Origin of the sequence: Salinarimonas sp. (assembly GCF_046292825.1) — a bacterium.
Taxonomy (GTDB): Bacteria; Pseudomonadota; Alphaproteobacteria; order Rhizobiales; family Beijerinckiaceae; genus Salinarimonas.
Window position 1 is genome coordinate 125,330 of the sequence record NZ_JBKBQG010000006.1, and the last position, 25,844, is coordinate 151,173.

21 protein-coding genes are annotated in these 25,844 nt (G+C 71.4%); 13 read left to right on the top strand and 8 right to left on the bottom strand.

Annotated elements, in window-relative coordinates; all coding sequences use genetic code 11:
• Positions 1 to 27 precede the first annotated feature (27 nt).
• From otnK to ACK4UM_RS05520, 6 genes are all read left to right on the top strand, one after another.
• Entirely contained in the window at positions 28 to 1,341 is a 1,314-nt protein-coding gene (otnK, locus tag ACK4UM_RS05495) for a 3-oxo-tetronate kinase (protein WP_409796638.1), read from the top strand.
• Positions 1,342 to 1,441: 100 nt separating this feature from the next.
• A complete protein-coding gene (locus ACK4UM_RS05500; RefSeq protein ID WP_409796640.1) occupies positions 1,442 to 2,428 on the top strand; it encodes a TRAP transporter substrate-binding protein in 987 nt (328 codons plus the stop codon).
• A 287-nt stretch (positions 2,429 to 2,715) separates the two neighbouring features.
• Positions 2,716 to 3,270: a TRAP transporter small permease gene (locus tag ACK4UM_RS05505; RefSeq protein WP_409796642.1), complete on the top strand. Its 555-nt coding sequence runs from the start codon at positions 2,716 to 2,718 to the stop codon at positions 3,268 to 3,270.
• A 3-nt stretch (positions 3,271 to 3,273) separates the two neighbouring features.
• Entirely contained in the window at positions 3,274 to 4,554 is a 1,281-nt protein-coding gene (locus ACK4UM_RS05510) for a TRAP transporter large permease (protein ID WP_409796644.1), read from the top strand.
• A gap of 35 nt (positions 4,555 to 4,589) precedes the next feature.
• Complete coding sequence (locus tag ACK4UM_RS05515; RefSeq protein WP_409796646.1) at positions 4,590 to 6,035, top strand: aldehyde dehydrogenase family protein; 1,446 nt, start codon at positions 4,590 to 4,592, stop codon at positions 6,033 to 6,035.
• 175 nt (positions 6,036 to 6,210) lie between these two features.
• Positions 6,211 to 6,957 (top strand): SDR family oxidoreductase, encoded by a 747-nt coding sequence (locus tag ACK4UM_RS05520; protein ID WP_409796648.1) that lies wholly within the window; start codon positions 6,211 to 6,213, stop codon positions 6,955 to 6,957.
• Between the two features lie 51 nt (positions 6,958 to 7,008).
• Here the strand turns inward: ACK4UM_RS05520 and ACK4UM_RS05525 are convergent, their stop codons facing one another.
• On the bottom strand, positions 7,009 to 7,674 hold the full coding sequence (locus tag ACK4UM_RS05525; protein WP_409796649.1) for a ChrR family anti-sigma-E factor: 666 nt from the start codon (positions 7,672 to 7,674) through the stop codon (positions 7,009 to 7,011).
• A gap of 263 nt (positions 7,675 to 7,937) precedes the next feature.
• Here ACK4UM_RS05525 and ACK4UM_RS05530 point away from each other — a divergent pair, with 263 nt between their 5' ends.
• The 3 genes from ACK4UM_RS05530 to ACK4UM_RS05540 all read left to right on the top strand — a co-directional run bounded on the left by ACK4UM_RS05530 (position 7,938) and on the right by ACK4UM_RS05540 (position 10,657).
• Positions 7,938 to 8,651 carry an alanyl-tRNA editing protein gene (locus tag ACK4UM_RS05530; protein WP_409796650.1) on the top strand — a complete coding sequence of 238 codons (714 nt, stop codon included), beginning with the start codon at positions 7,938 to 7,940 and terminating at the stop codon, positions 8,649 to 8,651.
• 36 nt (positions 8,652 to 8,687) lie between these two features.
• Entirely contained in the window at positions 8,688 to 9,539 is an 852-nt protein-coding gene (gene sseA, locus ACK4UM_RS05535; protein WP_409796652.1) for a 3-mercaptopyruvate sulfurtransferase, read from the top strand.
• Positions 9,540 to 9,655: 116 nt separating this feature from the next.
• On the top strand, positions 9,656 to 10,657 hold the full coding sequence (locus ACK4UM_RS05540; protein ID WP_409796654.1) for a diguanylate cyclase domain-containing protein: 1,002 nt from the start codon (positions 9,656 to 9,658) through the stop codon (positions 10,655 to 10,657).
• A gap of 60 nt (positions 10,658 to 10,717) precedes the next feature.
• Here ACK4UM_RS05540 and ACK4UM_RS05545 read toward each other — a convergent pair whose 3' ends face one another.
• The 7 genes from ACK4UM_RS05545 to ACK4UM_RS05575 all read right to left on the bottom strand — a co-directional run bounded on the left by ACK4UM_RS05545 (position 10,718) and on the right by ACK4UM_RS05575 (position 20,269).
• Positions 10,718 to 11,356 carry a methyltransferase family protein gene (locus ACK4UM_RS05545; protein ID WP_409796656.1) on the bottom strand — a complete coding sequence of 213 codons (639 nt, stop codon included), beginning with the start codon at positions 11,354 to 11,356 and terminating at the stop codon, positions 10,718 to 10,720.
• A 200-nt stretch (positions 11,357 to 11,556) separates the two neighbouring features.
• Entirely contained in the window at positions 11,557 to 13,146 is a 1,590-nt protein-coding gene (locus ACK4UM_RS05550; RefSeq protein ID WP_409796658.1) for an MBL fold metallo-hydrolase, read from the bottom strand.
• 52 nt (positions 13,147 to 13,198) lie between these two features.
• On the bottom strand, positions 13,199 to 14,584 hold the full coding sequence (locus ACK4UM_RS05555; protein WP_409796660.1) for an FAD-dependent oxidoreductase: 1,386 nt from the start codon (positions 14,582 to 14,584) through the stop codon (positions 13,199 to 13,201).
• Between the two features lie 410 nt (positions 14,585 to 14,994).
• A complete protein-coding gene (locus tag ACK4UM_RS05560) occupies positions 14,995 to 15,864 on the bottom strand; it encodes an oxaloacetate decarboxylase (protein ID WP_409796662.1) in 870 nt (289 codons plus the stop codon).
• Entirely contained in the window at positions 15,861 to 16,481 is a 621-nt protein-coding gene (locus tag ACK4UM_RS05565; RefSeq protein WP_409796664.1) for a cysteine hydrolase family protein, read from the bottom strand. The genes ACK4UM_RS05560 and ACK4UM_RS05565 overlap by 4 nt, the downstream gene beginning before the upstream one ends.
• A gap of 15 nt (positions 16,482 to 16,496) precedes the next feature.
• A complete protein-coding gene (locus ACK4UM_RS05570; RefSeq protein ID WP_409796666.1) occupies positions 16,497 to 18,578 on the bottom strand; it encodes a hydantoinase/oxoprolinase family protein in 2,082 nt (693 codons plus the stop codon).
• Complete coding sequence (locus ACK4UM_RS05575; protein ID WP_409796668.1) at positions 18,575 to 20,269, bottom strand: hydantoinase B/oxoprolinase family protein; 1,695 nt, start codon at positions 20,267 to 20,269, stop codon at positions 18,575 to 18,577. Before ACK4UM_RS05575 ends, ACK4UM_RS05570 begins: the two co-directional genes overlap by 4 nt.
• Before the next feature lie 1,268 nt (positions 20,270 to 21,537).
• On the opposite strand from ACK4UM_RS05575, the gene ACK4UM_RS05580 reads away from it, so the two are divergent.
• The 4 genes from ACK4UM_RS05580 to dctP all read left to right on the top strand — a co-directional run bounded on the left by ACK4UM_RS05580 (position 21,538) and on the right by dctP (position 25,503).
• Positions 21,538 to 22,347 (top strand): GntR family transcriptional regulator, encoded by an 810-nt coding sequence (locus ACK4UM_RS05580; protein WP_409796670.1) that lies wholly within the window; start codon positions 21,538 to 21,540, stop codon positions 22,345 to 22,347.
• Entirely contained in the window at positions 22,344 to 23,753 is a 1,410-nt protein-coding gene (leuC, locus tag ACK4UM_RS05585) for a 3-isopropylmalate dehydratase large subunit (RefSeq protein WP_409796672.1), read from the top strand. Before ACK4UM_RS05580 ends, leuC begins: the two co-directional genes overlap by 4 nt.
• Positions 23,753 to 24,361 (top strand): 3-isopropylmalate dehydratase small subunit, encoded by a 609-nt coding sequence (leuD, locus tag ACK4UM_RS05590; RefSeq protein ID WP_409796674.1) that lies wholly within the window; start codon positions 23,753 to 23,755, stop codon positions 24,359 to 24,361. The genes leuC and leuD overlap by 1 nt, the downstream gene beginning before the upstream one ends.
• A 128-nt stretch (positions 24,362 to 24,489) precedes the next feature.
• Positions 24,490 to 25,503 carry a TRAP transporter substrate-binding protein DctP gene (gene dctP / locus ACK4UM_RS05595; RefSeq protein ID WP_409796676.1) on the top strand — a complete coding sequence of 338 codons (1,014 nt, stop codon included), beginning with the start codon at positions 24,490 to 24,492 and terminating at the stop codon, positions 25,501 to 25,503.
• Positions 25,504 to 25,844 lie beyond the last annotated feature (341 nt).

A 25,844-nucleotide genomic window follows, 5' to 3' on the forward strand; every position in this document is an offset into this window, starting at 1 on the left:
CGCGGGGTCGCGCGCCGGGGGAGGAGCATGGCTGAGGTCGCGAGCGCCGGTTCCGTGCGCACGATCACGCTCGGCGCCATCGCCGACGATTACACGGGCGCGACCGATCTCGCCAACACGTTCGCGCGCGCGGGCCTCGCCGCCGTGCAGACGATCGGCCTGCCCGATGCGGACACGCCGATCCCGACCGCGGATGCCGTGGTCGTCGCCCTCAAGATCCGCTCCGTCCCCGCCGAGGAGGCCGTCGCCGCGGCCCTGTCGGCGCACGCGGCGCTCGTCGCGCGCGGGGCGACGCACGTCCTCTACAAGATCTGCTCGACCTTCGATTCGACCGATGCCGGCAATATCGGCCCCGTCACCGACGCGCTGCGGGCCGCGACGGGCACGCGGCTCTGCCTCGTGACGCCGGCCTTCCCCGAGACCGGGCGTCGCGTCTTCCAGGGCCATCTCTTCGTCGGCGACAGGCTCCTGTCCGAGAGCCCGCTCAAGGACCATCCGCTCAATCCGATGCGCGACGCCGATCTCGTGTGCGTCCTCGCGCGCCAGAGCGCGGCGCCGGTCGGCCTCGTCGATCTCGACGCCGTGCGCGCGGGGGCCGACGCGGTCGGCGCGCAGGCGAGCGCGCTGGCCGGAGCGGGGTGCGGGGCGGCGATCGTCGATTGCGTGGCGGACGAGGATCTCGCGGCGATCGGGGCCGCCGCCCTCGCCTCCCCCGTCTCGACGGGCGCGTCCGGCCTCGGGCTCGGGCTTGCGCGCGCGCTTCTCGCGAGCGGGCGCGTCGCCCCCTCCCCCGCGACGAAGCTGCCGCCCGTCGGAGGCCCGGCCGCGATCCTCGCCGGCTCCTGCTCGGCGGCGACGCGCGCGCAGCTCGATGCGGCCGAGCGCACCATGCCCGTCCTGCGGCTCGATCCGGAGCGCGCGGTGGAGGATCCGGACGCCGCGCTGACCTCCGCGCTCGATTTCGCCCGCACGCATCTCGTCGACGGCGGCGCGGCGGCGGTCGCGATCGCGACGAGCGCTCCGCCGGAGATCGTCGCCGCCGTGCAGGCGCGCTTCGGCGCCGCCGCCGCGGGTCATGCGCTCGAGGGGCTGATGGCGCGCATCGCCGAGCACCTCGTCGCGCACGGCCTGCGCCGCCTCGTCGTCGCCGGCGGCGAGACCTCGGGCGCGGTCGTCGACGCGTTGAAGGTGCGCACGCTCACGATCGGCCCCCAGATCGCGCCGGGCGTGCCCGCCACCCTCGCCCTCGGGGCCCCCGCGGGCGCCCTCGCGCTCGCGCTGAAATCGGGCAATTTCGGCAGAGAGGACTTCTTCGCGCGCGCGCTCGAGGCGCTGCCATGACGGCATCCTCGACGCCTGCTCGACGAGACGACGAACGAGACGTTCGCTCGTGATCGCAACACCCTGTGCAAGAAACCTGAAAAGGGAGGTTCAAGAGCCCATGTCGTTCCACCACGTTCTCAAGGCGGGCGCGCTCGCGGCCGTTCTCGGCGCGCTCACGCTCGCCCCGGCCAACGCCCAGACCGCGCTCAAGCTCGGCTATTCGCTCGCGCCCACCTCGCATTACGGCGTCGGCGCGACCGCGATGGCGGAAGAGCTCGCGCGGCTCTCCGACGGCCGCTTCACGATCGAGCAATTCCCCGCCAACGCGCTCGGCGGCGAGCGCGAGATGGTCGAGGGCGCGCAGATCGGCACCGTCGATCTCGTCATCACCTCGACGGGCCCGGTCGGCAATTTCGTGCCCTCCGTGCTGATCACGGACATCCCCTTCCTGTTCCGCGACTACGAGCACGCCCACGCGGTGCTCGACGGCGAGATTGGCCAGGCGCTCCTCGACGAGTTCCCCCAGCACGGGCTGATCGCGCTCGCCTGGGGCGAGAACGGCTTCCGCAACCTCACGAACGGCGTTCGCCCGATCCGCACGCCGGAGGACACGCGCGGTCTCAAGGTGCGCACCATGGAAAACCAGGTGCACATGCGCGCCTTCCAGGAGCTCGGCGTGCTGCCGACCCCGATGGCCTTCCCCGAGCTCTTCACCGCGCTCCAGCAGGGCACGGTCGACGGCCAGGAGAACCCGATCGGCGTGATCCTGTCGGCGAATTTCGCGCAGGTGCAGCAGCACCTCTCGCTGACCCAGCACGTCTATTCCCCGGCGCTCATCCTGATGTCGCCGATGATCTGGGACGGGCTGTCGGAGGAGGAGCAGGGCTGGTTCCGCGAGGCCGCGGCCGCCGGCGCGGCGGCGATGCGCGCCAAGGTGCGCGAGGATGCCGAGAACGGCGTCGCGCAGCTCAAGTCGCAGGGCATGCAGGTCGTCGAGGACGTCGACCGCGCCGCCTTCGAGGCCGCCCTCCAGCCGGTCTTCGCCGAGTTCGCCCAGCGCTTCGGCCAGGACAAGATCGACGCGATCGTCAATTACGGCCAGTGACGCCGTGATGTCCCCCCGGCGGCGGACGTCGCCAGGGGGCATTCCTGGGGTGTCATCCCGGACGCCGAAGGCGATCCGGGACCCAGACTCCCGACGCCGCAGTCGCAGCCTGTAGGCTGCGTTTCGCCGACCAAAGCCGCGTTTCGGTGTGCGAGCGAGCGCGACATGCGCGCTCCGACGATCGTCGCGGATCTGGGTCCCGGGTCCGCTTCGCGGCCCGGGATGACAGCTCCGAGGGACGACCACCGGTCCCGCCCTCACCCGAACACGAAAAGACCACGCCACCCATGCTCGCAGCGCTGAGATTCGTCGACAAGGCCGTCTTCAACGTCGCGATGGCGCTGGCGATGGCGCTGCTTGCCACCATGGCATGCGTGTCGTTCTACCAGGTCATCACCCGCTTCGTCTTCGCCCAGCCCTCGACCTGGTCGGAGGTGACCTCGCGCTCCTTGCAGATCTGGATGGTCTATCTCGGCCTCGTCGCGGCCTTCCGGACGGGGGCGCTCCTCGCCGTCGACTTCCTGCGCCGCCTCGCGCCGCCGACCATCCGCGTGATCCTCGTCGTCGCGATCGCGGGGCTCAATTTGGGGGTGTTGTTCGTGATGGTCTGGTGGGGCTGGGAGATGGCGCATCGGGTGCGCTTCCAATCGCTCGCGGGCGTCTCGAACCCGTTCACGGGGGAGAACATCTCGATCTCGCTCGTCTATGCCGCGATCCCCATCGGCGCGGCTCTGTCCATGGTCGCCGTCCTCGGGCGCCTCGCCGAGGACGTCGCGGAGGCGCGCGCGGGCGGTCCGAGCGACACGGACGCGGCGGATGCCGTGCGTCCCCGGGAGATCTGAGCCATGCCCTCCTTCATGCTGATCGGCATGGTCTTCTTCATCGCGCTCGGCGCCCCGATCGCGATCGCCATCCTCGCCGCCTCGATCGGCGGCATCACGCTGTTCGCGAACCTCCCCCTCGTCGTCGTGGCGCAACGCCTGATGACGACGATCGATTCCTTCCCCCTGATGGCGATCCCGTTCTTCATCCTCGCCGGCAATCTGATGGAGGCCGGAGGGATCTCCAAGCGCCTCGTGGAATTCGCGAAATCGCTCGTCGGCGGCGTCCAGGGCGGGCTCGCGGCCTCCTGCGTGCTCACCTGCATGATCTTCGCCTCGGTCTCGGGCTCGTCGGTGGCGACCACCTTCGCGATCGGCGCGATCATCATCCCCGCGATGATCCGCCACGCCTACCCCAAACCCTTCGCGGCGAGCCTGCAGGCGACCTCGGCCGAGCTCGGCGTGATCATCCCGCCCTCGATCCCGCTCATCCTCTACGGCGTCTCGGCCGAGGTCTCGATCGGCGAACTCTTCGTGGGCGGCATCGGGCCGGGGCTGCTCATCGGCGCGGCGCTGATCCTCTTCGTCCTCGTCTATTGCCGCATCAACGGCTGGGGCAAGGACGACCATATCGGGCGCGTGCCGCTCCTGCGCGCGACGAAGGAGGCGGCCTGGGCGCTGATCATGCCGATCATCATCATCGGCGGCATCTATCGCGGCGTCTTCACGCCCACGGAGGCGTCGGTCGTCGCGGTGTTCTACGCGCTCTTCGTCGGCACGGTGGTCTACCGCGCGATCGGCTGGGGGGAGTTCTTCTCGGTCTTGCGCCGCTCGGTGATCGCCTCGACGATCATCATGTTCATCATCGCGGCGGCGGGCGTGTTCTCCTTCCTCCTCACCCGCGCGGGCGTGCCGATGGCGATCAGCGCCTGGATCACGAGCATCGTCGACAACCCAGCGATGTTCCTGCTCGCGGTGAACGTCTTCCTCTTCGTGGTCGGCATGTTCATCGAGACCTCGGCGGCGATCATCGTGCTCGCGCCGATCCTGGTGCCCGTCGCCATCGCCTACGGCGTCGATCCGGTGCATTTCGGGCTGATCATGGTGGTGAACCTCGCGCTCGGCATGATCACGCCACCCTTCGGCGTCAATCTTTTCGCCGCATGCCAGGTGGCGCAAGTTCCGCTGGAGCGGATCATCCGTCACCTCGTACCCTTCGTGCTCGTGATCGTGACGTGCCTGATGATCATCACTTACGTCCCCGATCTGACATTGTTCTTCCGCAATCTCGCCTTCGGTCGGTAGAGTTCCGCCTCACGACGAGGCCACGGATACGAGACATGACGCTGCCGGCACCGAAGCTCCTCATCGGGGGCACCTTCCAGGACGCTCAAGGCGGGGACCGCATCCCGGTTCTCGACCCCTCCACCGGCGAGCCGTTCGCGGAGCTCGCTCGCGGCCGTTCGATCGACGTGGAGATGGCCGTCGCCTCCGCCCACAAGGCGCGCGAGGGCGCCTGGGGCCGCATGAGCGCGATGGAGCGCGGCCGCATCCTCTCGAAGCTCGCGGGCAAGATCCTCGAGCGCGCCCAGGACCTCGCGATCCTCGAGGCGCGCGACGTCGGCAAGCCGCTCGCCCAGGCGCGGGCCGACGCGATCGCCTGCGCGCGCTATTTCGAGTTCTACGGCGGCGCCGCCGACAAGCTCCACGGCGACACCATCCCCTATCAGGCGGGCTACCAGGTGATGACCTGGTGGGAGCCCCACGGCGTCACGGCGCACATCGTGCCGTGGAACTACCCGATGCAGATCATCGGGAGGAGCGTCGGCGCGGCGCTCGCGATGGGCAATGCCTGCGTCGTCAAGCCGGGCGAGGACGCCTCGCTGACCGCCCTCGTCCTCGGCAAGCTCGCGCTCGAGGCCGGGCTGCCGGAGGGCGTCCTCAACATCGTCACGGGCTACGGCGAGGAGGCCGGCGCGGCGCTCGCGCGCCATCCGGGCATTCATCACATCTCCTTCACGGGCTCGGTCGCGGTCGGCCAGCGCATCCAGGAAGCGGCGGCGCGCAACATCGTGCCGGTGACGCTGGAGCTCGGCGGCAAGTCCCCGCAGCTCGTCTTCGCCGATGCCGATCTCGACGCCGCCCTCCCCTTCCTGGTGCGCGCCGCCGTCCAGAATGCCGGCCAGACCTGCTCGGCGGGCTCCCGCATCCTGATCGAGCGCAGCGTCTTCGACGAGGTCGCCTCGGCGATCGCGGAGCGCTTCTCCAAGCTGAGCGTCGGCCCCGCGCTCGACGATCCCGATGTCGGGCCCATCGTCAGCGCCGAGCAGAAGGCGCGCGTCGAGGGCTTCGTCTCGCGCGGGGAGACGTCCGGCGCGGCTTTGCTCGCACGCGGCAAGATCCTCGACGACGCGCCCAAGGGCGGCTTCTACGTGGCGCCCGCTCTGTTCGGCCCTGTCGATTCGAAAACCGAGCTCGCCCGCGAGGAGGTGTTCGGCCCCGTCCTCTCGCTCGTGCCGTTCACGGGCGAGGACGAGGCGGTCGCGATCGCCAACGGCACCGATTACGGCCTCGTCGCCGGCGTGTGGACCCGCGACGGCTCGCGGGCGCTGCGCATGGCCAAGCGCGTGCGCGCCGGCCAGGTCTTCGTCAACAATTACGGCGCGGGCGGCGGCGTCGAGCTCCCCTTCGGCGGCGTCGGCAAATCCGGCCACGGCCGCGAGAAGGGTTTTGTCGGCTTGTACGGGTTCGGGACGCTGAAGACGGTCGCGGTGAAATACGAGTGAGGCGGGTCCTCCCTCCCCGGAGGGGAGGGTGGCCCCTGGAGCGCAGCGACAGGGGTCGGGTGGGGCACGGGTGGAGAATACCCTCCGCGCGTCGTGCCCCACCCGGCCTTTCTCGCTGTCGCTCGAAAGTCCACCCTCCCCTACGGGGAGGGATGAGGAAATCGAGGAGGAAGCATTGAGGCTGCAAGGAAAAGTCGCGATCGTCACCGGCGCGGGCTCCGGCTTCGGCGAGGGCATCGCCAAGACCTTCGCGCGCGAGGGCGCCAAGGTGATCGTGGGCGACATCGCCGACGAGGGCGGGCGGCGCGTCGCCGACGAGATCGGGGCCGCGGCGCGCTACGTGCGCGCGGACGTCTCGAAGGGCGCGGACGTGAAGGCGATGGTCGATGCCGCGCTCTCCGAATTCGGCGGGCTCGACATCCTCGTCAACAATGCGGGCTTCGCCCACACCAACCGCCCGATGCTGGAAGTGGACGAGGAAACCTTCGACCGCATCTTCGCCGTGAACGTGAAGGGCATCTATCACGGCGCCATGGCCGCGATCCCGGCGATGCGCGCGCGCGGAGCGGGCGTCATCCTCAACATCGCCTCCACCGCCGGCGTGCGCCCGCGGCCGGGGCTGACCTGGTACAACGGCTCGAAGGGCGCGGCGATCACGATCACCCGCTCGATGGCGGTCGAGCTCGCGCCGGATCGCATCCGCGTGTGCGCCATCAACCCCGTGGCCGGCGAGACCGGCATGCTCGCGACGTTCCTCGGGCAGGACACGGAGGAGCGGCGCGCGATGTTCAAGGCGACGATCCCGCTCGGGCGCTTCTCGCAGCCCAAGGACATCGCCAACGCAGCGCTCTACCTCTGCTCGGACGAGGCGGAATTCCTGACGGGGGTGTGTCTCGAGGTCGACGGCGGACGCTGCGTCTGATCGCCCGTTCGGCGGCGAAGCGGGCGCGCCTTCGGGCGCACCCGCCGCCTGTCAATGCCGGAACAGCTTCTGCACGATGCGCCCGATCGGCCCGGTCAGGCGCAGCGGCGCGTCGGTGACGGCGAAGCAGAAGCAATCCTCGTGCGCGTCGGCGACCGGCTGGTGGTCGACGTCCATGTCCGCCACCGCGATGTCGCCGCGGGCGTAATGGCCGTTGATGTCGCTGAACGCGCCCTTGAGCACGAGGGTGTATTCCGAGCCCTCGTGGGTGTGCGAGGGGATCTTGCGGCCGCCGCGGATCCAGTAGAGCGTCGCCTCGCCGTCCTCGTTGTCGGCGACGCGGTATTCCTTCACGCCGGGGATGAGCGTCTTCCACGGCACCTCGGCGAGACGCCCGCGGCCGAGCTGCGAGGCGGCGAGGTAGCGGGCGAGCGGCGCGGGCACCGCCTCGTCGGCGGCCTCCGGGCGCGGACGGGCGGCCTCGTCGCTGGCGGCGAAGATCGCGGCGAGCCGGGCGTCCCGATCGCGGATCGGAGCGGGGGCGACGCGCTCGATCTCCGCTGCGCGGGCGGCCTCGAGCATCGACACGAAGCGGCGACTCTCGGGCTTGAGAACGAGATGGCTCGCGACGAGCGCATGGAGCGGGGCGCTGAGGCCGCCGCTCGCATAATCCGCCAGGAGCGTGTCCAGCGGTCGTTCGTGCAGGTGCGTCGTCACTTGGCTCATCCTCGGGGCCCGGCGGCCTTACGGCTTCCATCGAAAGGACGGAGCCGCGTCACAATCAGTTACGGTCGAACGTGTCGCCCGGATCATACCGCCGAGTCCATTTTGGGCATGCCGGACAATGTATTAGGAGTTCGCCGTATCCTATACGCAGAAAACCGTAGAGGGTGCGAGCGTTCCCCGCATGCGTGCCGCCTTGCCAGCGTCGCGGAGGACTTCTACCGTGCCGCTCCACGCAACGACCGGAGAAACGCCCCGTGACCGAGCCGCTGTTCCGCGAGGACGCCTATCTGCGCCGTGCGACCGCCCGAGTCGTCGCGGTCCGCGACGGGGGCATCGTGCTCGACCGCACGATCTTCTACGCGCAGGGCGGCGGCCAGCCCGGCGACGTCGGCACGCTCACCCGCGCCGACGGCCGCGTCCTGCGCATCGCGAACACGGTCTACGGCCCCGATCGCAAGGAGATCCTCCACCTTCCCGCCGACGGCGAGCCCGCGCCCGAGGACATGCTCGGCGAGGACGTGACGCTCGAACTCGATTGGGACGTCCGCCACCCGCGCATGCGCATCCACACGGCGCTGCACCTGCTCAGCGTGGTACTGCCCTACCCCGTCACCGGCGGCGCGATCGGCGACGGCGAGGGCCGGCTCGATTTCGACATCCCCGAGGCGGGGATCGACAAGGACGAGATCGCCGCCGAGCTCAACGCGCTCGTCGACCGCGACGCGCCGGTGAGCGAGCGCTGGATCACCGACGAGGAGCTCGACGCCGCGCCCGACCTCGTCAAGACGATGTCGGTCAAGCCGCCGCGCGGCTCGGGGCGCGTGCGCCTCGTCGAGATCGCCGGCATCGACCTGCAGCCCTGCGGCGGCACCCACGTGCGCCGGACCGGCGAGATCGGCCGCATCCTCGTCACCGACGTCCAGAAGAAGGGCAAGCAGAACCGGCGCGTGCGCATCGCGCTCGCCTGATCCGGCCCGCCCGCCCCGCGAGAGGAGACGCCCCCCATGAGCGAAACGGACACGGTCTTCGTCACCCCCGCCTGGCTCGCGGAGCGCCTCGGCGCCCCCGATCTCGTCGTGGTCGACGGCTCCTATTACCTGCCGACGATGGGGCGCGACGCGGCCGCCGAGCACGAGGCGCGGCGCATTCCCGGCGCGGTGCGCTTCGACATCGACGCGATCAAGGACGAGGCCTCGCCCTATCCCCACATGCTGCCCGACGCGGCGACCTTCGCCGCGAAGGTGGGGGCGCTCGGCATCGGCGACGGGCAGACGATCGTCGTCTACGACGGCGCGGGCCTGTTCTCCGCGCCGCGCGTGTGGTGGACGCTCAAGACCTTCGGCGCGCAGAGCGTCTCGATCCTGGAGGGCGGCTTCCCCGCCTGGGAGGCGGCGGGCCTGCCCGTCGAGGAGGGGCCGGCGCGCCCACGCGCCAAGCGCACCTTCACCGCCCGCTTCGACCACAGCGCCGTCGCCGCCCTAGAGGACGTGCGCCGCGCGCTCGACACGGGCTCGGCCCAGGTCGTCGACGCGCGTCCGGCGGACCGCTTCGCGGGCCGCGTGCCCGAGCCGCGTCCGGGGCTGCGGTCGGGTCACATGCCCGGCGCGCTCAACCTGCCCTTCACCGAGATCGTCGAGGACGGCCGCCTCGCCGATGCGCAGACGATCCGCGCCGCGATGGCGAAGGCGGGCGTCGACCCGTCGCGCCCCGTCCTGACGAGCTGCGGCTCGGGCGTCTCGGCGGCGATCCTCTCCCTCGCCTTCGCCAAAGCCGGCCACCCCGCCCGCGCCCTCTACGACGGCTCCTGGGCGGAATGGGGCGCGCGCGAGGATTGCCCGGTCGAGCGGGAGGAGTAGGGCCAGGACGAAGCTCCTGCGTCGGGCGTCCCGACGAAGGTCTATTCCCATATGTAGGTAAATTTGTAAGAAACTGCGTGCTTCACTGGGCGCGAATTGCACCCGTGGAGCGTAGATTGACGGCGTACCTACCCCATTTCCTCTTCGTCACGAGCCTCGCGCTCGGCGCATTGTCCGCCTGGGCGCTCGTGTCGCGCGCCCGGGCCTGTCGCGAGGCCGAGCGGGCAAACGCCATCCTCGCCGACGTCGTCGAGAGCATGCACTCGCTCGCCGGCGGCATCGTCGTCTGGGACGAGGAGGATCGCCTGGCGATGTGCGATTCCCAGTTTCGCAAGGTCTACGCGCGGAGCGCCCAATTCCTCGTCGCAGGCGCGCGTTTCGAGGACGTGATCCGCCAGGCCGTCGCCGTCGGCCAATTCCCCGCCGCGCTCGGCCGCGAGGAGGAATTCATCCGCGAGGTGGTCGACAGCCATCGTCGGCCCAACGGCTGCTTCGAGCGGCAATTGCCCGACGGGCGCTGGATCCTGATCAACGAGCGGCGCACCGCCTCGGGGCGGACGGTGGGCATCCGGGCCGACATCACCGCGCTCAAGAAGGCGATCGAGGAAGCCGCCGCGGCCCATGCCGAGGTCGCGCGCCTCGCGCTGCACGATCCGCTCACGGGCCTCCCCAATCGGCGCTCCTTCCACGACCGCCTCGCGCAGGCGCTCGAGACGGGGGGCTGCGCGCTCCTCGTCGTCGATCTCGACGGCTTCAAGCCCGTGAACGACGCCCACGGGCACGAGGCGGGGGACCGGCTCCTCGTGGCGATCGCCGAGCGCCTGCAGGCCTGCGCGGGGCCGGCGGGTTTCGTCGCGAGGCTCGGGGGCGACGAGTTCGCGGTCATCCTCCCCGCCGCCGAGGTCGCGCGCGCCGCCGCCGAGGAGATCGTGCGCGCCGTGTCGGCACCCGTGACGCTCGGCGACGTGACGGTGGCGATCGGGGCGAGCGTCGGGCTCGCCGAAGCCCGACCCGGCGAGACCGGCGACGCCCTCCTGCGCCGCGCCGACGGCGCGCTCTACGACGCCAAGCGCCGCGGCCGCCGACGCGTCTGCGACGCTCCCGCGCTGGTGGCGTGAGAGACGGGGTCTTCGCTCGGAAGGCGTCGGTCCCGGCCGGGGACGACGCCCCGCCCCTCGTCAACCGCTCAGCCGCCTCCGGAACGGGCGCGGCATGGCGAGCGCGGGGACGCGGGCGGCGTAGGCGCGCCATTCGCCGCCGAAGCGGCGCTCGAGCGCGCGATCCTCGATCCGCGCCTGATTGGCGATCACCGCCGCGCCGACGACGAGCGAGACGAGGGTGAACAGGCTCGGCAGCGCCAGGAAGAGGCCGAGCTGGCCGACCCCGATCGCGACGAAGAGCGGATGGCGCATCACGCCGAAGGGGCCGCCGGTGATGAGGCGGCGCGGGCCGCCGTCGCCGGTTCCGGACATCCAATCGTCGGCCATGTAGGAATGGGTGTAGACGGTCAGCGCCTGCGAGACGAGGAGGAGCGCGAGGCCCGTCGCGATCACCGGCGCGACGTAGAGCGGCTCGAAGCGGCCGAGCCAGGCGTCGAGCTCCGGATAGGGAACGCGCACGACGCAGACGGCCCAGATCGCGAGCCGGAAGGCGTTGAACGTGTCGCGGCCCTTGCGTTGAGCCGAACCGCGCGCGCCGACGACGACGTGCGCCCGCCCGGTGCGCGCGCGCAGCGCGATGAGCTTCGCCGTGTAGAACACGGCGATGAAGGTGAAATAGCACGCGAGCGCCGCGCGCGCGAACGTGTCGAGATCCACGACGACCTCCGCCCACCCCGAATCGATCCGGGCACGGGGCGGCACGCCGTCCCGAGCCATCGGCTTCCCGCGCTCTCGGGGGGACGGACTCTTCGACGGTCCGCTCGTCCGGCGCGGGTCGATTAAAACACAGTTTTCGCGCGCGTGAAAGGTCCGAAGAGCGACCTCAGGACGCAATCGGGCGGACGCCACGCGCCACGCTAGCGCGTCTCCTCTTCGAGCGCGCGGCGCAGGCGGCGCACGAGCTTGCCGCGGGCGCGCTCGTCGGCCCGGCCCTCCATCGCGGCGGAGATGTCGAGGAGGAGGCGCGAGAGGTCGTTGTGCCAATCGAGATGCCCGAGCCGCTCGGGCGGGACGCGCGGCGCCGGGCTCTCGACGAGCGGGACGGCCTCGCGGGGGCCGAGCACGAACCCCGCGTCGAGCGCCGGCACGTGGACCGGCGTCCGCGGCAGGAGCGCGCGCGCCCGCGCCGCGAGGCCCGCGAGCGCCGCCTCCTCGCCGTGGACGAGGAACAGCCCCGCGCGGATCGGCGCGCGCGCCGCGAGCCAGACGGCGAGCCCGTCGGCATCGGCGTGGCCGGAATAGACGTCGAGCGTGCGGATGCGCGCGCGAACCCGCACCTCCTCGCCCATGATCCGCACCCGGCTCGCGCCGTCGGCGAGGATGCGCCCGAGGGTGCCCTGCGCCTGGAAGCCGGGGAGGAGCACCGTCGTGTCCTCGCGCCACAGCCGCGCCTTCAGGTGATGGCGGATGCGCCCGGCATCGCACATCCCGCTGCCCGCGAGCACGATGTGGAAGGAGCCGATCCGGGCGATGCCCTTGCTCTCCTCGACGCTCGCCGTGAAGCGCACCATCGGCGCCGACAGAGCCCGGACCAGGGCCGCGCCCTCCGGCGTCGCCTGCGCGTGGCGCCCGAAGACGGCGCTCGCGCGGATGGCGAGCGGCGAATCGATGAAGATCGGCGCGCGCGGGATCGCCCCCTCGTCCATCAGCGAGACGAGATCGACGAGAAGCTCCTGCGTGCGCTCCACCGCGAAGGAGGGAATCAGGAGGACCCCGCTCGGCCGCACCGCCTCGCGTACCTCCGCAGCGAGCCGCGCGCGCCGATCGGCCGCGCTCGGCGGCGTGCGCGACGTGTCTCCGTAGGTCGCCTCGCAGACGACGTAATCGAGCCCGCGCGGCCCCTCCGGATCGGATTGGAGGAGCTTGTCGTCGGGGCCGATGTCGCCGGAGAAGAGGATCGCGAGGCGCTCGTCCCCGTCCTCGACCAGGATCTCGGCGGAGGCCGAGCCGAGGAGATGGCCCGCGTTCCAGAAGCGCAGCCGGATGCCCGGCGCGATCTCGACGAGGTCGCCGTAATCCTGCGCCGAGAAGCGCGCGAGCGCGTGGACGGCGTCGTCGGCGGTGTAGATCGGCGTCACCGCCGGTCGCCCGCGCTGGGCGTTGCGGCGGTTGAGCTGGGCGACCTCGGCCTCCTGGATCGCCCCCGAATCGGGGAGCATGATCGAGGCGAGATCGGCGGTCGCCTCGGTCGCGTGGACGCGCCCGGCGAACCCCGCCTTCACGAGCTTCGGCACGAGGCCGGAATGGTCGATATGAGCGTGGGTGAGGACGAGCGCGTCGATCGTGGTGGGATCGAACGGAAAGTCGCGATAATTCAGCTCCTTCTCCGTCTTCGAGCCCTGGAAGAGCCCGCAATCGACGAGGATCCGCGCGCGGCTCGTCTCGAGCCGGAACGAGGACCCGGTGACGGCGCCGGCGGCGCCGTGAAAGGTGAGGCTGATCGACAAGGGCGCGCTCCTCCGGCCGTTTTCGCCATTGGCGCCGCGGCACGGCCCGCGGTCAAGCGCCCGCCGCGCGCCCGAGCACCGTCGCCGCGAGGAGACCGTTGCCGGAGAGATAGCCCGACGCCCCGCTCCCCGAGACGCCGCAGGCCGCACCGCCCACCGCGAACAGGTTCGGCAGGAGGCCCCCGTCCGCGCGCCGCACGCGGGCGCTCCCGTCGGTCTCGAGCCCGCCCTGCGTGTGGAATAGCGCACCCGTGACGCGCACCGCGCGATAAGGCGGCACGAGCGGCGCCACGCCGTCGAGCGCGCGCCCGAAGGGATCGCGCGCGGTGCCGGCCTTGCAGGCCTCGAAGGCGTGGAGCGTCCGCGCGAGCGCCTCCTCGGGCAGGCCCAGCATCCGCGCGAGGGTCGCGACATCGTCCGCCTCGCGCACCGCGCCTTGCGCCTGCGCCTCGCGGAAATCGGCGAACTGCGCGGCGATCGCGGCGATCCGCGCGTCGAAGATCGCGAAGGCGATCCCGTCGGGCTGGGCGAGGACGGCGCGGGCGGCTTCCGAATAGCCCTGCGCCTCGTTCCAGAAGCGGCGTCCCTCGCGGTTCACCTGGCACCCGCCCTCCATGATCGTCGCCCAGGTGATCAGGATGCCGTGCGGGTGCGCGACGTTGCCGTGGCCCTGCCAGGCGCCCGTATGGCGCAGCCGCGCGCCAAGCGCCTGCCCCCAGACAAGGGCCTCGCCCTGGTTGCCGGGATGGCCGAAATAGAGCGCGTCCGCCGCCTCCGGCACATGCGCGCGCACGAGCGCCGGATTGCCGCCGAACCCGTTGCAGGCGAGGATCAGGCGATCGCAGCCGATGCGCTCGATGCCGCCGTCCGGCCGCGCGACCTCCACCGCCTGCACGCGCCCGTCGCGATCGACGAGGAGCCGCACCGCGCGTCGCTCGCAGACGATGTCGATCCCCTCCCCTTCGCAGGCGGCGCGCAGCCGGTCGACGAGCTCGCGCCCCGAGCGCGTCGGCAGGCCGTGCATGCGCCGACGCGAATGGCCGGGATAGTCGAAATCGGTCACGCACTCGAAGGGCAGGCCGTGGCGGTCGGCGAGCCATTCGACGAGGGGTCCCGCGCCCTCCGCGAGCGCCGCGACGAGGGCCGGGTCGTTCTCGCCATGGGCCTTGCGCTGGATGTCGGCCGCGAAGAGGGCCGGTTCGTCCGCGATGCCGGCCGCGCGCTGGAAGCGGGTGCCGGCGGCGGGGATCAGGCCCGCCGAGAGCGCGGTCGAGCCCGCCGGCGCCGCGTCGCGCTCCACGACCAGCGGCTCGCGCCCCGCCTCCCGCGCCGCCAACGCCGCCACGAGCCCGCCCGCCCCCGCGCCGACGATGAGGGTGTCGACGTGGAGGTCGGTTTCGGGTGGGGTGGCGAGGGTGAAGATGTCGGGGTGGAGCATGGTTCGGGGCCTCGTTCCTGGGCCGAAGGAAACGCGAGAACCCCTCTCTCGAATGGGAGAGGGGCAGGGGTGAGGGAATCCGGCATCCGGTGACCCTCAGCGCGGATGGCGCCGCTCTCCTTCCCGTCAGGGGAAGGTGGCCCGGCGGCGTAGCCGACGGGTCGGATGGGGTTTTTCGACGCGGAACGCGGCGAAGGGGCGTTGTCGTAAAGCTCCTTACGTAAGGCGGCTCCCGACGCCCCTTCGACCCTGCGGGTCGAATGACCCCATCCGTCTCCGGGCTATCGCCCGGAGCCACCTTCCCCTGAGGGGAAGGAAAGAGAGCGACCCGCTCCGTGCAGACGACGCCAGGCCTCCGACCGTACAGCCTCACCCCCGGCCCCTCTCCCGTTCGGGAGAGGGGAGAGGCGTCACCGCCCGTCCCACTTCTCCCCCTGCGCCAGCAGGTCCGCCGTGCCGAGCCGCTCGTTCAGCTCCTTGAAATCGAACATCCGCTCGGCGAAGGGGCGGTTCGAGCCCGCGCGCAGGAGGCTCGCGTAATAATCCTCCGCCGTGCGGGCGAGCGCGCGCACGATGCCGCCGGGGAAGATGACGAGGGCGTAGCCGAGCGCCTCGAGCTCGGAGGCGCTCGCGATCGGCGTCGCGCCGCCTTCGACCATGTTCGCCATCAGCGGCGCGCGCCCCCCGATCAGTCGGGGGATCGCGGCGAGTTCTTCCGCCGAGCGCGGAGCCTCGATGAAGAGCGCGTCGGCGCCGGCCTCGAGATAGGCTTGCGCGCGCGCCATCGCCGCCTCGAAGCCCTCCACCGCGATCGCGTCCGTGCGCGCGATGATGAGCGTCTCCTCGCTCGCGCGCGCATCGGCCATGGCGGCGATCTTGCCGGCCATCTCGGAGGTGGAAATCAGCGACTTGTCGGCGAGGTGGCCGCAGCGCTTCGGATAGGTCTGGTCCTCGACCTGGAGCGCGGAGGCGCCGGCGCGCTCGTAGACGCGCATCGTGCGCTGGGCGTTGAGCGCGTTGCCGAAGCCGGTATCGGCGTCGATCACGATCGGCAGGCGCACGCGGTCGCGGATGAGGGCGAGCGTATCGGCCATCTCGGTCATCGCGGTGAGCCCGATATCGGGCCGCCCGAGGCGCGTATAGGCGACGGCGGCGCCCGAGAGATAGAGCGCCTCCGCGCCCGCCGCCTCGGCGAGCGCGGCGGTGAGGCCGTCATAGACGCCCGGCGCGAGGAGGATGGGCTTTCGCGCGAGGCGCTCTTTGAGCGAGGGGATCGTCATGGGGCGCCTCCGATGAGCGCGAGCGCCTGCGCGCAGGTGGCCTGGCGCGTCACCGTGCCGAGCGAGACGAGGGTCGCCTCGTGGACGCGCGGGTCGAAGGCGGCGCAGCCGTCGGTGAGGAGGATCGTGTGGATGTCGCGCAGGTGAGCGTCGCGGACCGTGCTCGCGACGCCGCCATTCGTCACGATGCCGCCGACGATCAGCGTGTCGATGCCCATCGCCTTCAGCACGTAGTCGAGCCGCGTCTGCCAGAAGGCGCTGTAGGCGACCTTCTCGATCGTGACGTCGGCGGGCGCGAGCGCGTCGACGAGGGCGTGGCCGAAGGCGCCGGGGAGGAAATCGCCGCGGGTCAGGAAGGGGCGCAGGCGCTTCAGGTGGGGCGAGATCAGGGGCTCGCCGCCGCGCCCCGGCACGAGCGTGAATTGCGCCGAGACGTAGAGGCCGCCCGCCGCCCGCAAAGCGTCGGCGAGCGGGCGGATGCGCGCGGGCAGCGCCGCGATCGCGGGCTCCGAGAGGCCCGCACGGCCATAGGCGCCCTGCGGGTGGAGGAAGTCGTTCTGCAGATCGATCGTGAGGAGCGCCGTGCGGCGCGGATCGATCTCTCCCTCATGGGCCATGGCTCCCCCCTCCCCTTACGCGCTTTCTTCGGCGGCGATGACGATGTTGCCGAGCCGGTCGACGCGGCCGGAAAAACCCGGCTCGATCAGGATCGTCGTGTCCGGCTGTTCGAGCACCGCCGGCCCGGCGATCGCGGCGCCGACCGGCAGCGCGAGACGATCGTAGATCGCCGCCTCCTGCCACGCCCCCGCGACATAGACGCGCCGCGTCCCCCGCCGCGCGCGCTCCAACGAGGCGTCGGCGCTCGGCGCGAGGCGGGCGAGGTCGAACTTCGGCCTCTTGCCGATGATCGCCGTGCGCAGGTTGAGGACGCGCGTCGTGCCGCCGGGCAGGAGGCGGCCGTACACGCGCTCGTAGGCCGCCGCGAAGGACGCCTCGACCCCCGCGCGCGTCGGCGCTGCGACGCGACCCTCCGCGATCGCGACGTCGAGCGGCACGGCCACCGTGTGGGTCTGGCCGAGATAGGCCATATCGAGCTCGACCGCGATCTCGCGACCGGCGAAGGCGATCCCCGCCGCATCGAGCAGGCGCCCGCCTTCCGCGACATGGGCCGCGATCAGCGCGCCGAGCGCTTGTTCGTCGAGGGCTTGCGTCGCCGTGTTGATCGTCTGCACGAAGTCCTGGCGCATGTCCGCGATGACGCAGCCCATGGCCGAGACGACGCCGGGATAGAGCGGCACGATCGCGCGGCCGATCCCCACCGCCGCGATCAGCGCGCAGGCATGCAGCGCCCCGCCGCCGCCGAAAGGCATGTAGGCGAAGGTCTTCGGGTCGAAGCCGCGCTCGATCGAGACGAGCCGGATCGCGCCCGCCATGCGCGCATTGGCGACCGTCACGATCGCCTCCGCCGCGCGGTCGACGTCGAGCCCGAGCGGCTCGGCGACGTGCGTGGCGATCGCCCGCCGGGCCGCATCCACGTCGAGCCGCGCGAGCCCGCCGCCGATCGGGCGCTGCGAATCGATGCGGCCGAGCACGATATTGGCGTCCGTCACCGTCGGGCGATCGTTGCCGCGGCCATAGGCGACGGGGCCGGGATCGGAGCCCGCGCTCTCGGGGCCGATGTTCAACAGCCCGCCTTTGTCGACCGACGCGATCGAGCCGCCGCCCGCGCCGATCGTCGCGATCTCGATCATGGGCGTGCGCACGACGAGGCCGAAATCGATGCTCGTCTGCGGCGCGAGCACGCTGCGACCGTCGGCGATCAGCGAGACGTCGAAGCTCGTGCCGCCCATGTCGCCCGTGATCACGTTGCGGAAGCCCGCCTCGCTCGCGATGTGCCCCGCCGCGATCACGCCCGCGGCCGGGCCCGAGAGCGCGGTGCGTACGGGCAGCCGGCAGGCGGTGTCGACGGACATAACGCCGCCGTTCGACTGCACGATCAGGAACTCGCCCGAGAACCCGTCCTCGCTCAGGGCCCGTGACAGCCGGTCGAGATAGCCCGCCACCTCCGGCTGGAGATAGGCGTTGAGCGCGCTCGTCGAGAAGCGCTCGAATTCGCGGATCTCGGGGAGGATCTCGGAGGAGGCGCAGACATGCGGGTTCGGCCAGAAGTCGCGCAAGATTGCGACCGCCGCGCGCTCGTTCTCCGGATTGGCGTAGGCATTGACGAAGAGCACGGCGATCGCCCGGCACCCGGCGGCGAGCAGAGCCTCGCCCGCCGCACGCACCGCGTCGAGATCGACGCCCTCCAGGATCGTGCCGTCGGCGAGCGTGCGCTCGGGCACCTCGCGGCGCAGATCGCGCGGGACCACCGCCTCGAAGCGCCCGCGCAGGCCCCAGGTGCGGGGGCGGTCGCGCCGGCGCATCTCGAGCACGTCGCGGAAGCCCGCCGTCGTGATCACGCCGATGCGCGCGCCCTTGCGCTCGAGGAGCGCGTTCGTGCCCGCCGTCGTGCCGTGGACGACGGTGGCGATCTCGCCGGGATCGGCGACGCGCGCCCGGATGCCCGCGAGGAAGCCGCCCGATTGGTCGGGCCGCGTCGTCGGGACCTTGGCGACGGAGGCTTCGCCCGTCGCCTCGTCGAGCACGAAGACGTCGGTGAAGGTGCCGCCGACATCGACGCCGACGACCTTCGTGCCCCTCGCAGAACCGCTCATCGCCCCGTCTCCCGCCAGGCCGTCCCGTAATCCGCGTCCGCCCGCTCGGCCGAGACGAGGCCGAGGCGCACGTCGCGGGCGATCGCGGCCGGGTCGCGGGCGTCCGGCGGGCCGTAGCCCCCTCCCCCCGGCGTCTCGAGCCGCACGCGCTCTCCCCGCGCGAGGGTCACGCCGACGACCTTCGAGACGAGCGGGGGCGTGCGCATCGCGCCGTCCGCCTCGTAGGAAAAGACGTTCATGGCCGCATCCGCCCCGCCCGCGACGCCCTTCGGCGGAAAGCGCCCGCGCTCGCCGAAGAGGAACACCTCCGCGCGCTCCTCCAAGAGTTCGATCTCGTAGACCGCCCCCATTCCGCCGCGATGGCGGCCGGCACCCGCGCTGTCGGGGCGCAAAGCCCATTGCCGGAAGAGGACGGGATAGGCCGCCTCCAGGATCTCGACCGGCGGGATCGTCGCCGTCGAAATCGGGGCGTTGCCGTGGTCGAGCCCGTCGCCTTCCGGCGTGCCGCCGTGTCCGCCGCCGTAAAAGGAGAACATCACCCAGCGCCGCCCGTCAGCCCGCCGCCCGGCGATCGAGAGCGCGTTGATGGTGCCGTAGGCGTTCGCCACCACGCGCTCGGGCGCGGCCTTGGCCATGGCGGCGAAGATCACGTCGATCATGCGCAGGATCGTCTCGGTATAGCCGCCCGTCGGCGCGGGGAATTGCGCCGCGAGGAGGCTCCCTTCCGGAATGCGGACGTCGATCGGCCGCATCACGCCGGCATTGGCGGGCAGGTCCGGGAAGACGTGCTTGAGCGCGACGTAGACGCAGGCGATGGCTGTGCCTTCCGAGATGTTGAGCGGCCCCGCCGCGGCCCCCGCCGTGCCCGCGAAATCGAGCGCGAGCCGGTCGCCCGCGATCTCGAGCGCGACGCGGATGGGGAGCGGCGCGTCCGACGTGCCGTCGTTGTCGAGGAAATCCTCCGCCTCGTAGCGCCCGTCCGGCAGCGCGGCGAGTTCGGCGCGCATCAGGGTCTCGGCCCGCTCGCCGAGCGCGGTGAGGGCGGCCTCGACCGTCTCGGCGCCGTATTCGGCGAGCAGCGCGTCGAGCCGGCGCACGCCGAGATCGAGCGCGTTGAGCTGGCCGTTGAGATCGCCGAGCGCCGATTGCGGCAGGCGGGTGTTGCGCAGGAGGATGTCGACGATGTCCTGCTGAAGCACGCCCGCGCGGACGAGCTTCACCGGGGGCAGCACGAACGCCTCCTGGAAGGCCTCGCGGGCGGAGGGGTTGTAATTGCCCGGCACCGCGCCGCCGACATCGTGCCAATGGCCGACGGAGGCGAGATGGCAGAACACCCGGCCCTCGTGGAAAAAGGGCCGCACGAGCCGCATGTCGGAGAGATGCGTGCCGCCTAAGATGGAATCGTTGAAGATGTAGACGTCGCCCTCGACGAGATCCCCGTCCCGCGCCGCCTTCTCGATCACCGCCTTCACCGCGAAGGCCATGACGCCCACGAAGATCGGGAGGCCGGATTTGCCCTGCACGAGCGTGTCGCCGGTGGTCGCGTGGTAGAGCCCGTGCGAGGCGTCGTGCGCCTCCGCGATGATCGGGTTGAAGGCCGAGCGGAAGAGCGTCGCGTCCATCTCGTCGGCGATCTGCTCCATGCGTCCCGCGAGCACCGCGAGCGTGATCGGGTCGATCGCGGGGGTCATCAGCGGGGTCCTTGGTGGGGAGGTGTGGGAGTGTCTTTCCTTCCCCTCAGGGGAAGGTGGCCCGGCGCCGGAGGCGACGGGTCGGATGGGGTTTTTCGCCGCGAAGCGGCGAAGGGGCGTGCCGACAGGCTCCTTACGGAAGGAGGCGCCGGACGCCCCTTCGCTCCTTCGGAGCGAAGGACCCCATCCGTCTCCGGCCCCTGTTGGGGGCCGGAGCCACCTTCCCCTGAGGGGAAGGAAAGAGCCTCTTGTCCTTGCCCCTTGGGGGAAGGTGGCTCTGGGCGTAGCCCGGAGACGGATGGGGGTCGTGCAGAATGGGGCTCCGCCGGCTCGTGAGGGTGGCGGCTGCGGAACTCGGTCGCTTCGTTCTCGACGACCCCCAACCGACCCGTCGGCTGCGCCGCCGGGCCACCTTCCCCCAAGGGGGAAGGACGAGGGGGCGTCTCGTCTCTGCCGCCTCCACGATCCCTCAACGGCGCCTCCGCGCGCGAGCGGATCTCGGCGAGGTCGTTCCAGACGTCCTGGCGGACGAGGAGGCCGTTTGCGATCTCGAAGCGGTCGATGAAGCGGATGCCGGAAAACGCCGTCCCGTCCGGCCACTCGCCCGAGAGCGTGCCGAAGCAATAGACGACGGCGCCGCCACCTTGTCCTTCCCACTTGGGGGAAGGTGGCTCCGGGCACAGCCCGGAGACGGATGGGGGTCGTGCAGGATGTGGCTCCGCCGGCTCGTGAGGGTGGCGGCTGCGGAACGCGGTCGCTTCGTTCTGGACGACCCCCATCCGACCCGTCGGCTGCGCCGCCGGGCCACCTTCCCCCAAGGGGGAAGGACGAGGGGGCGGCGCCTGTTCGAAACCGCCGTGCTGGACAGCCGGGGAAGCTCCCCGCGCCACCTCGAACCCCTCGTACGTCTTGCGCACGAAGCGGTATCGCGGCGCGGCGAAGGCGACCAGTTCCTCCAGCGTCGTCATCCTCACCCCGCCGGGGAAGGTCATCGAAAAACCCTCGCCGAGGAAGGCGCGGGCGGTCGCGAGGTCGCGGGCTTCCATCGCGGCGAGGAAGGCGCGGACGAGGTCTGCGGGCTCTGTCGGGGACGCGCTCGACATGAAGCTTCCCTCCGGCGGATAATCACCGGTCTGGTCTATAAGACAGATTGCGACGAGAAAAAAGACATATTCGTACGTCCAGGCCAGACAGGTCGCTTGCGCAATTTCAAAACCGGGCTAGGATGCGCCCGATCGTGACGTTCTGGTCGGTCGAGGAACAGCCCCTTGGATCAACCGCTCGCATTCCAGGCGCCGGACGGCGGCAAGGCCCAGAGGGTCTATCTCCTCCTGCGCGACGAGATCCTGAACGGCGCCCATGCCGACGGCGGCGCGCTGCCGGGCGAGCTCAAGCTCGCCGAGCGTTTCGCGGTCTCGCGGGTGACGATCCGCCGGGCGCTCGACGGGCTCGTGGCGGACGGTCTCGTCGAGCGGCGCGCCGGCAGCGGCACGATCGTGCGTTCGCCGCGCCCGGCGCCGGGCGCCGTCACCGCCGATTTCGCGACCTTGATGCCGCAGGTCGTGGCGATGGGCTTGTCCACGACCGCGCGGCTTCTCGCCTTCTCCTACACCGCCCCTCCCCCCTCCGTCGCCCAGGCGATGGGTCTGGCTCCGGAAGCGCGCGTGCAGCGCGCGGTGCGCGTGCGCCTGATCGAGGGCGCGCCCTTCTCGCATCTGACGACCTACGTTCCGGAAGCGATCGCCCAGGGCTATTCGGAGGCCGATCTCGCGACGACGCCGCTCTTCCGCCTGCTCGAGCGTAGCGGCGTCACGGTCGAGCGCGCGACGCAGACGATCTCGGCGACGCTCGCGACGCCGGACGTGGCGGATGCGCTCGAAACCTCGGTCGGCGCGGCGCTCATCGCGCTCACCCGCGTCGTGTTCGACGCGCAAGGTCGCGGCGTCGAGCACCTCACCGCGCTTTATCGCCCGGACCGCTATCGCCTGGAAATGACCCTCGACCGCGTCGGCGAGCCGGATTCGCGGCGCTGGGAACCCGTCGTCGGGGCGCGGGCCGCCGAGGGAGGCGAGCGATGAGCGCGCCCAAGACCCTCTTCGACAAGCTCTGGGACGCGCACGAGATCCTGCGCGGCGAAGACGGCGCGAGCCTCCTCTTCGTCGACCGGCACTATGTCCACGAGGGCTCCCACCACGCCTTCCGCAAGCTCGACGAGCGCGGGCTCCCCCTCGCCGAGCCGGCGCTGACCTTCGGCTTCGCCGATCATTACGTGCCGACCCGCGGCCGCGGCGGGGCCATCGCGGACGAGAACGTCGCGCGCATGGTCGAGACCCTGTCCGCCAATGCCGAGCGGCACGGTTTTGCGCTCTTCGGCCTCGACGATCCGCGCCAGGGCATCGTCCACGTCGTCGCCGCCGAGCAGGGGCTGACCTTGCCCGGCATGCTCGCGACCTGCGGCGACAGCCACACCTCGACGCACGGGGCGTTCGGCGTCTTCGCCTTCGGCATCGGCGCGACCGAGGTCGCCCACGTGCTCGCCACGCAGACGATCCGCCAGAAGAAGCCCAAGCGCATGCGCCTCTCGATCGAGGGCGCGCTCGCGCCCGGCGTCGCGGCGAAGGATATCGGCCTCAATTGGATCGCCAAGCTCGGCGCCGACGGGGCGCGGGGGCATGCGGTGGAATATGCGGGCTCGGCCGTGCGCGCTTTGTCGATGGAGGGGCGGATGACGCTCTGCAATCTCTCCATCGAGGGCGGCGCGCGTTGCGGCATGGTCGCGCCCGACGAGACCACATCCGCCTATCTCGAAGGCCGCCCCTTCGCGCCGAAGGGCGACGCATGGGAGCGCGCGCGCGAAGACTGGGCGCGCCTGCCGAGCGATCCGGGCGCGCGCTTCGATCTCGACGTCACGATCGACGCCTCCGACATCGCGCCGATCGTCACCTGGGGCACGAGCCCGGAGGAGGCGCTGCCGATCACCGGGCGCGTGCCCGACCCGGCTGCCGCGTCGAGCCCGGCCGAGGCCGAGCGCATCCGCGCGGCGCTCGACTACATGGCGCTCACCCCCGGCAAGGCGCTCGACACGATCGCGATCGACCAGGTCTTCATCGGCTCCTGCACCAATGCCCGGATCGAGGACCTGCGCGCCGCCGCGGCCGTGCTCGCGGGGCGCAAGGCGCGCGTGCCGGGCCTCGTCTCGCCGGGCTCGCGGCTCGTCAAGCAGCAGGCGGAGGAGGAGGGCCTCGCGGCGATCTTCGTCGCGGCCGGGCTCGAATGGGCGGATTCGGGCTGCTCGATGTGCGTGGGCATGAACGGCGACGTCGTCGCGCCGGGGAAGCGCTGCGCCTCGACCACGAACCGCAATTTCCGCGGCCGTCAGGGCCCCGGCGCGCGAACGCACCTGATGTCGCCGGCGATGGTCGCCGCTTCTGCCGTCGCCGGGCGGCTCGCGGACGTACGTCCGATGCTCGCGGGGAGGCTCTGATGGCGGGCTTCAAGCGCCATTGCGGGCTCGCGGCGCCCCTGCCGCTCGCCAATGTCGACACCGACCAGCTGATCCCGGCGCGCTTCATGTCGGCGCCGCGCAAAGCCGGCTACGGCGGCTTTCTCCTGCACGACCTGCGCCACGAGGCCGACGGGCGCCCGCGCCCGGGCTTTCCGCTCGACGAGCCCGCCGCGCGCGGCGCCTCCGTCCTGATCGCGCGGCGCAATTTCGGCTGCGGGTCGTCGCGCGAGGCGGCGGTCTATGCGCTCGTCGATGCCGGCTTCAAGGCGGTGCTCGCGCCCTCCTTCGGCGACATCTTCGCCGGCAACGCCGTCAACAACGGCCTCCTTCCCGCGCAGGTGGAGGAGGCCGAGATCGAGGCGCTGATCGCTTCGGGTCCGCATTGCGTCGAGATCGATCTCGACGCGTCGTGGATCCTGAGCGCGGGGCGCACAATCCGCTTCGGGCTCGACCCGGTGCACCGTCTCAAGCTCCTCAACGGCTGGGACGACATCGACCTCACGCGCGCCCATGCCGACGAGATCGCCGCCTTCGTGGAGGCGCGGCGCACGGCGCAGCCCTGGCTCTGGCCGCGGATGGGCGGCTGACGCAAACGGCGTCGGCGCACGCGCCGACCCTTCTCGGCGGCCGACGGGCCTGCCGCAAGGACAAGCGAGGCCGCAGCAACAGGCCTCGCGGGAACGGTCGCGGATCACCTTCGAAACGGGAGTCGATTATGAGATACGTCCTGAAGAGCGCGGTCGCCGGCCTCGCTTTGCTCGCCGCGGGCCCGGCGCTCGCGGTCGAGCGGATCAGCGCGGTGCACGCCTTCCCCACCACCCTCGTCTACACCCAGAGCTTCCTCGCCTTCGTCGAGAAGGTGAACGAGCGCGGCGCGGGCGTGGTCGAGATCGAGGTTCGCGGCGGGCCCGAGGCGATCGGCTCCTTCCAGCAGGCGGACGCCGTGCGCGACGGGGTCGTCGACATGGCCTACGTGCCGGGCAGCTTCTATGCCGGCGCCTTCCCCGAGCGCGACGCGCTGGTCTCCTCGAACATCACAGCGATCGAGGCCCGCGAGAACGGCGGCATCGATCTGATCAACGAGATCCACCAGGAGAAGATGGGCGTCTACTATCTCGGCTGGTTCGACTCGGGCGTCCAGTATAACCTCTGGATGGTCAACGAGCCGCGCTTCGACGCCGACGGCAATCTCGACGTGACCGGCATCCGGCTGCGCGGCAACCCGGTCTACAACGCCTTCTTCACGAACTTCCTCGGCGCTCAGGTCATCGACATCCCCACCACGGAAGTCTATTCGGCCCTCGAGCGCGGCATCGTCGACGCCACCGGCTGGACCGAGATCGGCCTCATCGACCTGCGCTGGAACGAGTTCGTGCGCTACCGCATCGAGCCGGCCTTCTTCTCGACCGACCTCGGCGTGATCGTCAATCTGGAGCGCTGGAACGCTCTCTCGGAGGAGGCGCGCACCATCCTCCAGGAGGCCGCGATCGAGCACGAGCGCGAGAGCGTCGAGGCGCTGCGCGAGCGCCGCGACCGCGAGATCGCCGAGCTCGAAGCCGGCGGCATGACGACGGTTCGCCTCGAGGGCGAGGCCGCCGCGCGCTACCTCCAGGCCGGCCGCGAGGAGAACTGGGCCCGCATGCGCGGCCTGATGGAGCAGCACCCGATGGGCCTGAAGCATTACGACCGCCTGATCGAGCTGTTCTACGATCTCGACGCGGCGCGGTGAGATTGGGGGTTTCCGAAGGCCGCGACGCTCTCCCCTCCCCCTTGTGGGGAGGGGTCGGGGGTGGGGGTGGTGCAGGATGTGGCGTAACGGTGCCTTCTGCACGACCCCCATCCGTCTCCGGGCTCGCGCCCGGAGCCACCTTCCCCACAAGGGGGAAGGACAAGATGGCTCGACGCGTCCGCGCGCTCTCCATGGTCGATGAAAAGCGCGCGGGTCTCCCCTCCCCCTTGTGGGGAGGGGCCGGGGGTGGGGGTGGTGCAGGAGGCACCGTAACGCCAATGCCTGCACGATCCCCATCCGTCTCCGGTCGCTGACGCGCCCGGAGCCACCTTCCCCCAAGG

Bases quoted from the DNA above. Each gene is read 5' to 3' on its own strand.
- otnK (WP_409796638.1), top strand. From the start codon at position 28: ATGGCTGAGGTCGCGAGCGCCGGTTCCGTGCGCACGATCACGCTCGGC.
- ACK4UM_RS05500 (WP_409796640.1), top strand. From the start codon at position 1,442: ATGTCGTTCCACCACGTTCTCAAGGCGGGCGCGCTCGCGGCCGTTCTC.
- ACK4UM_RS05505 (WP_409796642.1), top strand. From the start codon at position 2,716: ATGCTCGCAGCGCTGAGATTCGTCGACAAGGCCGTCTTCAACGTCGCG.
- ACK4UM_RS05510 (WP_409796644.1), top strand. From the start codon at position 3,274: ATGCCCTCCTTCATGCTGATCGGCATGGTCTTCTTCATCGCGCTCGGC.
- ACK4UM_RS05515 (WP_409796646.1), top strand. From the start codon at position 4,590: ATGACGCTGCCGGCACCGAAGCTCCTCATCGGGGGCACCTTCCAGGAC.
- sseA (WP_409796652.1), top strand. From the start codon at position 8,688: ATGAGCGAAACGGACACGGTCTTCGTCACCCCCGCCTGGCTCGCGGAG.
- ACK4UM_RS05555 (WP_409796660.1), bottom strand. From the start codon at position 14,584: ATGCTCCACCCCGACATCTTCACCCTCGCCACCCCACCCGAAACCGAC.
- ACK4UM_RS05560 (WP_409796662.1), bottom strand. From the start codon at position 15,864: ATGACGATCCCCTCGCTCAAAGAGCGCCTCGCGCGAAAGCCCATCCTC.
- ACK4UM_RS05565 (WP_409796664.1), bottom strand. From the start codon at position 16,481: ATGGCCCATGAGGGAGAGATCGATCCGCGCCGCACGGCGCTCCTCACG.
- ACK4UM_RS05570 (WP_409796666.1), bottom strand. From the start codon at position 18,578: ATGAGCGGTTCTGCGAGGGGCACGAAGGTCGTCGGCGTCGATGTCGGC.
- ACK4UM_RS05575 (WP_409796668.1), bottom strand. From the start codon at position 20,269: ATGACCCCCGCGATCGACCCGATCACGCTCGCGGTGCTCGCGGGACGC.
- leuC (WP_409796672.1), top strand. From the start codon at position 22,344: ATGAGCGCGCCCAAGACCCTCTTCGACAAGCTCTGGGACGCGCACGAG.
- leuD (WP_409796674.1), top strand. From the start codon at position 23,753: ATGGCGGGCTTCAAGCGCCATTGCGGGCTCGCGGCGCCCCTGCCGCTC.
- dctP (WP_409796676.1), top strand. From the start codon at position 24,490: ATGAGATACGTCCTGAAGAGCGCGGTCGCCGGCCTCGCTTTGCTCGCC.